General features: G+C 33.0%; 8 protein-coding genes. 7 read left to right on the plus strand and 1 reads right to left on the minus strand.

The genetic code is table 11. The features are described from left to right. The first annotated feature begins 82 nt into the window (after positions 1–82). Positions 83–604, plus strand: a complete 522-nt coding sequence (locus AAKU52_RS16780) for a TlpA family protein disulfide reductase (RefSeq protein ID WP_354335676.1) — start codon at positions 83–85, stop codon at positions 602–604. 416 nt (positions 605–1,020) lie between these two features. Here the strand turns inward: AAKU52_RS16780 and AAKU52_RS16785 are convergent, their stop codons facing one another. Next, on the minus strand, positions 1,021–1,701 hold the full coding sequence (locus tag AAKU52_RS16785; protein ID WP_354335679.1) for a TetR/AcrR family transcriptional regulator: 681 nt from the start codon (positions 1,699–1,701) through the stop codon (positions 1,021–1,023). Positions 1,702–1,812: 111 nt separating this feature from the next. Here AAKU52_RS16785 and AAKU52_RS16790 point away from each other — a divergent pair, with 111 nt between their 5' ends. The 6 genes from AAKU52_RS16790 (at position 1,813) to AAKU52_RS16815 (ending at position 7,349) form a co-directional block, all read left to right on the plus strand. Beyond that, positions 1,813–3,483, plus strand: coding sequence for a peptidase domain-containing ABC transporter (locus tag AAKU52_RS16790; RefSeq protein ID WP_354335681.1), 1,671 nt, complete (start codon positions 1,813–1,815; stop codon positions 3,481–3,483). A 5-nt stretch (positions 3,484–3,488) separates the two neighbouring features. Beyond that, a complete protein-coding gene (locus tag AAKU52_RS16795) occupies positions 3,489–4,835 on the plus strand; it encodes an HlyD family secretion protein (protein ID WP_354335683.1) in 1,347 nt (448 codons plus the stop codon). Between the two features lie 62 nt (positions 4,836–4,897). Further along, positions 4,898–6,220 carry a TolC family protein gene (locus tag AAKU52_RS16800; RefSeq protein WP_354335685.1) on the plus strand — a complete coding sequence of 441 codons (1,323 nt, stop codon included), beginning with the start codon at positions 4,898–4,900 and terminating at the stop codon, positions 6,218–6,220. Positions 6,221–6,495: 275 nt separating this feature from the next. Then, positions 6,496–6,654 carry a hypothetical protein gene (locus AAKU52_RS16805; RefSeq protein ID WP_354335687.1) on the plus strand — a complete coding sequence of 53 codons (159 nt, stop codon included), beginning with the start codon at positions 6,496–6,498 and terminating at the stop codon, positions 6,652–6,654. A 57-nt stretch (positions 6,655–6,711) separates the two neighbouring features. Next, the gene (locus tag AAKU52_RS16810) at positions 6,712–6,909 is read left to right on the plus strand and encodes a hypothetical protein (protein WP_354335689.1); all 198 of its coding nucleotides are present in this window, start codon (positions 6,712–6,714) and stop codon (positions 6,907–6,909) included. Further along, positions 6,903–7,349, plus strand: coding sequence for an alkaline phosphatase (locus AAKU52_RS16815; RefSeq protein WP_354335691.1), 447 nt, complete (start codon positions 6,903–6,905; stop codon positions 7,347–7,349). The genes AAKU52_RS16810 and AAKU52_RS16815 overlap by 7 nt, the downstream gene beginning before the upstream one ends. Positions 7,350–7,423: the final 74 nt, after the last annotated feature.

A 7,423-nucleotide genomic window follows, 5' to 3' on the forward strand; every position in this document is an offset into this window, starting at 1 on the left:
AAACTTTAAACTGAAACAGGAAAAATAAAACCTTACCAAAAGAGCTATAGGAAATTGTTTCTACAAATAAAAGATGGGCTTCATGGGGCGGATACGTCAGAATCAATCAAATTCAAATAATAAGAAGGCGAATAATGAGAAAAATCGTATTAATGAATTAAAATTAAACATTAATGATTCTGCGAGTGAATTTACAGTTGAAATGATCAATGCGGAAAAAATTACTCTTTCGAATTTGAAAGGTAAAGTAGTTCTGGTAAATTATTGGGCTACATGGTGTGCGCCTTGCTTAATGGAGTTCGCAGAAATCCCAAAAAAGGTACTTGAACCATTTAAAGACAAAAATTTTGTTTTCATACCAATATCTATTGGAGAGAGTAAAGAAACGGTTCAAAAAAAGATGTCGGAGATGAAAAAATACGGAGTCAATTTCAATGTTGGAATTGACCCAAGTAAAAAAATATGGAATAAATATGCAACCGGAGCGATTCCAAAAAGCTTTATAATTGACCAGAATGGTATTATTAAATATATTTCAAGAGGAAATTCGGACGGAAATGTTGATAAATTGGCAACAGAAATAAGAAATTTGTTAACGGATTAAAACTGTTAGCAAAGCAGACTATAATAAAATTCTAATGTCTTTGAAATAAAAATAAAAAAACGTACAAGATACCTTTTGCCACGAGATTTCAAATCTTTGATAACATTACCTACGCAAGCTGCCAATCTAAAACAACCAATATTGTAGAGTTTAATATGATATCAAAAAACGGTGGTGGCTGTTGCACAACTATCCAATCGTTGTAGAGTAGCGGCTATTTTATTTTTGGTGCCCTGAGAATCTCATAGAGGCGAATTTTCCCAGTTCAAAAAACCTATAGCCAAGTCTCAAGCAGTTACCACACCACACCTAATGAACACGCCATTTCTGTTTTATTAGTTGTGAAACAAACAGCCATGGTGGAATACTGATAATTAGCATTGAGCTATGTATTAAATTAAAGATTGAGTGCTCTTTCACTTTGCATCCAAAGAAGAAAAGATTAAAGAATTTAAAAAATCTCTTACATTTTTTAGGCTTTTAGTTTCAGAAAAATCTGTTAGAGATGGCAAATTAGTCATAAAAAAATCCTGAAAATTTGCCATCTCTACAATGGTACTCGCCAAAGAACGGCTATAGATATAATCGGGGTTATAAGCTATGAATACATTAGCTATGTTTGCGCAAAAGTTTTTGTAAGGTTTGAATAATTGATCTTCATTATCAGCAAATACATTTTTAGTAAGGTAAACCTTAGATGACTCTGCCATAATAATTATATGCAAATCATCCATATTAAAAAGGTAATCTGCTGCATGTTTTTCTTCAAATTGCCACGTCAAAATATTAGTAATAATATTTATTTTCAGGCGGTTATCTAAAATATTATTGGTATTAAACATAAGCTGATAATCTAGCCAATGCCAATACCAAGCTACGATATAATTCAATAAACGATGTTTATTTTCAAAATACCTATAAACAGTGGCTTCAGTTTTACCTATATCTTCCGCTAGTTTTCTGAAAGTAAAAAGCTCAAATCCTAAACTCTTGATGAGTGAAACACTATGCGTCAGAATTTTCTTCCCTATCTCACTCCCCTCAGGATCTTTAAGATAAAGCTTTTTGTTCATTTTAGGGTGTAATTGCCATTCCATGTCACAAATATAATAGTAAATACGTCATAGTAAAATCATTTACTTTATAAAATGATAGTATTACTACTATTTTATAAAGTAAATGATATCTTTACCTAGAAGTTTATGGTTATGGCAGAAAAAAATTCATTAAAATCAACAATTAAGAAGTTGTTCCAATTGGTAAATCTAGAGCGATTTGAGATTGAAAAAGTCTACATTTATGCAACTCTTAGTGGTTTAATAATACTATCCTTACCATTGGGGATACAAGCTATTATTAATTTAATGTTTGGCTCAACCATTAGTACTTCAATGGTGGTACTTATTGCTTTGGTAATCATAGGTGTTTTAATTAACGGTGTGTTACAAATAAAACAGATGAGAATAACAGAGCGAATTCAGCAAAGGATATTTGCTCGTTTAACCTTTGCTTACGCATATAGGATCCCAAAACTTAGTTTGCCAGGTATTGATGAATATTATTTACCAGAACTGGTCAATCGCTTTTTTGACACTGCAAGTCTTCAAAAAGGATTATCAAAATTACTTATAGATCTTCCAACAGCAAGTATACAAGTGCTCTTCGGTTTAATTATCTTGAGTTTTTACCATCCCATCTTCATCGTTTTTGGATTCTTTTTGTTATTCTTGGTTATCATTATTTTTTTTGCCACCAGTCCAAAAGGTTTTCAAACAAGTATTGTTGAATCTGATTATAAATATGATGTTGCCCATTGGTTAGAAGAAATTAGCCGAGCAATTAAAACATTTAAATTTTACCAACAAACAGATTTACACCTCAAAAAAACAGATAAGTTATTGAATGGTTACTTAAAAGCCAGAGAAGATCATTTTTCTATATTGGTATTTCAGTATCGTATAATCATAGGATTTAAAGTTCTTATTACTGCAGGTATGCTTGTTATTGGTGCTGTTTTATTTGTTAATCAAAAAATTAATTTAGGGCAGTTTATTGCAGCCGAAATTATCATCATTACCATTATAAATGCGCTAGAAAAATTAATTGTGAGTTTAGATGTGGTCTACGATGTGCTCACTTCTCTTGAAAAAATTAATAAAGTTTTAGATAAAGAGCAAGATAGCGATGCCGATTTACTCGTTCCAGATAATTGGGAAGGAAAAGGTATGAGTATCAAAATTAAAAATCTTAACTTTTTTTATAACCCTAAATCAAAAATCCTAAAAAAGATCAATCTTGAAATAAAACCTGGAGAAAAAATATGTATCATGGGCGAAGAAGGCTCGGGTAAGAGTACTTTATTAAAGCTGTTGTCTGGAATGTGGCCAAATTTTACTGGCAATTTATTCTTTAATGATGAGCATTTTAAAAGCATTTTACCCGAAGCTTTATACAAACATATCGCTTTTTATTTTTCAGAAGACGAATTGTTTAGTGGTTCCCTTTTAGAGAATATTTTAGTAGGCACTCCTAATAATAATAAAGAAGAGCTAAAACGAGTTTGTGAACTTGTAGGGCTATCGGATTTTATTGCCGAAAAGCAAGATGGTTTTGAAATGAAACTAGATACCCAGGGTAAAAAACTATCTTCTAACATTGCGCAAAAAATCTTATTGGCTCGGTGTATTTTAAGAAAACCATCATTAATGTTATTGGAAGATGGTTGGTTGGGTTTAGATAACGTAGATAAACAAAATATAATTAACTATCTAACCGATTTGAACCAGCCTTTTACCATGATTGCCATCAGTAACGATGAGCAATTTGCTGCAAGATGCAGCAGGGTTATAAAAATTGAAAATGGGCATATCATAAACTAAAAGAGATGTTTTTAGAACGCAAAACACTTACAGAAAAATTAATGGAATTCGATTCTTTTAAAAGAATTATCAAAAGCCAAAAATCGAAAAGCTTACGCAAAACTTTTTTAATTTCGTTGGGTATAATATTAATAGTTTCATTTTTACCCTGGACACAAAATATACAATCAATTGGGGTAGTTTCTTCAATTAGCCCCAACCAAAGACCTCAACAAATCAATAGTATTATCCCCGGAAGGATAGCGAAGTGGTATATACAAGACGGGCAAAGGGTAAAAAAAGGCGATACCTTACTGCAGATAAGTGAAATAAAAGAGGATTATTTAGATGAATCTTTACTACAAAGGGTAGACGAACAAATTAACGCTAAAAATGAGGCGGTTAGTTTTTATAAGCAAAAAGCCGGCACCGCCAATCAACAGGAAAATGCTTTAATTAATGCTTTAGGCTTTAAGACGGACCAGTTAAAGAATAAACTTAAGCAATATACTTTAACAGTACAGTCGGAAAGTATAGCTTATGTGGCAGCACAAAACCAATTTAAAATTTCTACTGAACAACAAAAAAGACAACAGCAATTATTTGATGCGGGCTTAAAATCTTTAACAGAACTAGAGCAAAAGCAACAATATTATCAAGATGCTTTAGCTAAGAAAATAAGTGCAGAAAATAAATACTATAACAGCAAGAACGAGTTATTAAATATTAAACTAGAACTATCGGCTGCCGAAGAAGATTATAGCGAAAAAATTTCTAAAGTAAACGGTGAACGCTTTACTGCGCTTTCTCAAGTATCATCAACCGAAGGTGAGATTGCAAAACTTAAAAACCAGTTTCAGAATTATAAGCAAAGGCAATCTTTTTATACCATTATCGCACCTCAATCAGGCCAAGTAATGCAAACTGTAAAAGCAGGTTTAGGAGAAACTGTAAAAGACGGGGAAAAACTAATGCAAATTGTACCTGATGATTTTGAGGCTGCCATAAAAATAAGTATTTCCCCTTTTGATATGCCACTTATTGCTTTAGAACAAAAAGTTCAATTACAGTTTGATGGTTTTCCAGCCATTGTTTTCTCTGGTTGGCCAAAAGCTTCTTATGGTGTTTTTAGCGGTAAAGTGGCAGCAATAGATCAATCTATCGATGCAAGTGGGAAATTCAATATCTGGGTGGTGCCAGATGGTAAAAAAGCTTGGCCAAAACAGCTCAAATATGGCGCAGGAACAAAAAGCATAGCCCTCTTAAAAGATGTGCCGTTAATTTACGAGTTATGGAGACAATTGAATGGTTTCCCTCCAGATTATTACCAGCAAAGTACAAACTTAGATGAAACTAAAAAGGATAAAAAATGAAGTCAACCTACCTTTTAATCTTCATTTGGATATTTTCTTTCACAGGCCTTCGAGCTCAAACGATGGATACGCTTTCATTTACAGATTTTATTAATATTGTAAAGAAAAATCATCCCCTTACTGTACAGGCAAAATTATTGACCGATTTAGTTAAAGCAAAAAAGAAGCAAGCTTTAGGTGGTTTTGACCCTAAAATAGAAGCAGAGTTTGACCGTAAGTTTTATAATGGTACAGAATATTATTCATTTTTAACGCCACAAGTAAAATTACCACTTTGGTATGGCGTAGAACTAAAAGGTTCTTTCGCTCAAGCCGAAGGTGCTTATCTTAATCCGGAAAACAAACTACCCAAGGAAGGTTTAAGTTATGCGGGATTAAGCTTTCAGCTAGGTAAAGGATTATTAATGGATAGCAGAAGAGCTGCGTTTAAAAAAGCGAATATTTTTAAGCAGGCCAGCGAGAATGAAAAAATTGGGATATTAAATGATCTTTTTCAGGATGCAGGAGAAAATTATATTAATTGGAGAAATAAATATCAAAATACTATAATTTACAATGAAGCTTTGAATTTAGCTAAGATCAGATTTGAAGCAGTTAAGGATGGTTTTTTAGGCGGAGATAAACCGGCAATTGATACGGTTGAAGCACTTGTTAATGTACAACAACGTGAAGTACAATCGCAACAAGCGGCCTTAGAATTGCAACAAGCTAAATATATGCTCAGTACATTTTTATGGTTAGCAGATAATTTGCCAGTTGATGTTGAGAAGTTAAACATAAAACCCACAAATGAATTAGAAATACCTTTGACCCCACAAGTTGATATTTCCAACAACCCTAAACTATTAAGTTATAATTTTAAGATTCTGGATTTAAATATAGATCGAAGATTGAAAGCAGAAAGTTTAAAACCAGAATTAGGTGTTAGTTTAGGTTTACTTAACCAAGGAAGAAGTCCTTTAAGGAATGTAAACCCCAATTATTGGAACGAAAATAATAAAGTTAACGTGAGATTTTCTTTTCCGCTTACATTTTCAAAAGCAAGAGGAGATTTAGCTGAAGCAAAAATTAAGATTGAACAAACTCAATTAGAACGCAATTTGTTCGAAAACGATCTCATCAATAAAATGAATCAAAATAATAGTGAATTAACGAGTTTACAAGCACAGCTAAAAGTTTTAAAAAACACTTATACCGCAACTGAACAGTTATTAAAAGGGGAAGAAATGAGGTTGAGACTTGGAGAAAGTTCTTTATTTATGGTAAACTCAAGAGAGACTAAACTAATCGAACTCAAAGAGAAGCGTTTGGCTGTTGAAGCAAAATTAAACAAAGCCCAGTTGAAAAAATTATATTTAAGTGGCAGCTTGTTTCAACTTTTATAAAATTAAGCAACAGTAAATGGTAATTCTCACCATTTACTGTTCCTAATTAATGCAAAAGGAGAAATTGTAGTTACTCCTTCAGTTGCAAACTGTGGAATTGCAACGGCACATAAGTCTGATTATTCTTTAAGAGTAGTAGAATATACTTTAAAAGCTTTTAACCTTGCTGACAAATACAGTTTATTGATAAAGTTGACCAGCATTAATATCTTATAAAATATAACATTAAGTTAACTCCTTTATTCCGACATTTATCAACAACTAAAAATAAAACTATGGATATTAATTATTGGTGGGTAAGTCTGGCATTACTGGCAATGATACTTTTGATTAGCTGGCTGATCAGACGTAACCAAAAAGATAAAAAAGTATATGAAAAAGAGGTCATGCAAACAGAAATTAAACCTGAAAAGCATGATGATGAAAAAATTTAACAGCAATTTAATACCACCCTTAAATGAAATCGCTTAATTAGCAAAAAAACATTTAAGATGAAAAGAAGAGATTTCTTCCGCAATGGCGCTTTAACAGTTATCGGATCTGCGTTAATTAATCCATTCAGCGCTGTAGCCTCAATCATAACCCCTCCAAAAAGCCTTTCAGGAGCAGGAACAGCTAAAAATATCATCTTTATGGTCAGCGATGGCATGAGCGCAGGCACATTACAGCGTCTGCAAATTCCATGGTGACTGATTCTGCAGCAGCCAGTTCTTCCTGGGGTGGTGGTGTGAGGGTAAATAATGGATCTTTAAATGTTGGTTCGAGAGGAGAACAACACAAACCAATTCTTCAAAAATTTAAGGCTGCCGGAAAAGCGGTAGGCTGTGTTACAACAGTACCCATTACCCATGCCACACCTGCAGGGTTTTGCATCAATGCTGGCAGCAGAGGTGACCAGTCAAAAATAGCAGAGTTATATTTGCCCTTAAAATTCGACGTAATGATGGGTGGTGGTGCTAAATATTTTGATGCCTCCAAAAGGAAAGATGGAAAAGACATGTTTCAAAAATTCACCGCAGATGGATATACTTTAATTCATAATCGCAGTGAAATGATGGAACTAAAAACCGATAAACCCGTATTGGGAACGTTTGCCGATGATGGTTTATATAGTACTCCCTATTGTTAGGACAATAATTCTTACAATGTTAATTATTAATGTTGTTATTGTTGCTTGAGGTGTTGGAATGTGGGAAACTCCCT

This window comes from Pedobacter sp. CG_S7 (assembly GCF_040544395.1).
Classification (GTDB): Bacteria; Bacteroidota; Bacteroidia; order Sphingobacteriales; family Sphingobacteriaceae; genus Pedobacter.

What these genes read in the sequence shown, in the direction of transcription:
- AAKU52_RS16795 (WP_354335683.1), top strand. Translation starts at nt 3,489, where the DNA reads ATGTTTTTAGAACGCAAAACACTTACAGAAAAATTAATGGAATTCGAT.
- AAKU52_RS16810 (WP_354335689.1), top strand. Translation starts at nt 6,712, where the DNA reads ATGAAAAGAAGAGATTTCTTCCGCAATGGCGCTTTAACAGTTATCGGA.
- AAKU52_RS16805 (WP_354335687.1), top strand. Translation starts at nt 6,496, where the DNA reads ATGGATATTAATTATTGGTGGGTAAGTCTGGCATTACTGGCAATGATA.
- AAKU52_RS16780 (WP_354335676.1), top strand. Translation starts at nt 83, where the DNA reads ATGGGGCGGATACGTCAGAATCAATCAAATTCAAATAATAAGAAGGCG.
- AAKU52_RS16815 (WP_354335691.1), top strand. Translation starts at nt 6,903, where the DNA reads ATGGTGACTGATTCTGCAGCAGCCAGTTCTTCCTGGGGTGGTGGTGTG.
- AAKU52_RS16790 (WP_354335681.1), top strand. Translation starts at nt 1,813, where the DNA reads ATGGCAGAAAAAAATTCATTAAAATCAACAATTAAGAAGTTGTTCCAA.
- AAKU52_RS16800 (WP_354335685.1), top strand. Translation starts at nt 4,898, where the DNA reads ATGGATACGCTTTCATTTACAGATTTTATTAATATTGTAAAGAAAAAT.
- AAKU52_RS16785 (WP_354335679.1), bottom strand. Translation starts at nt 1,701, where the DNA reads ATGGAATGGCAATTACACCCTAAAATGAACAAAAAGCTTTATCTTAAA.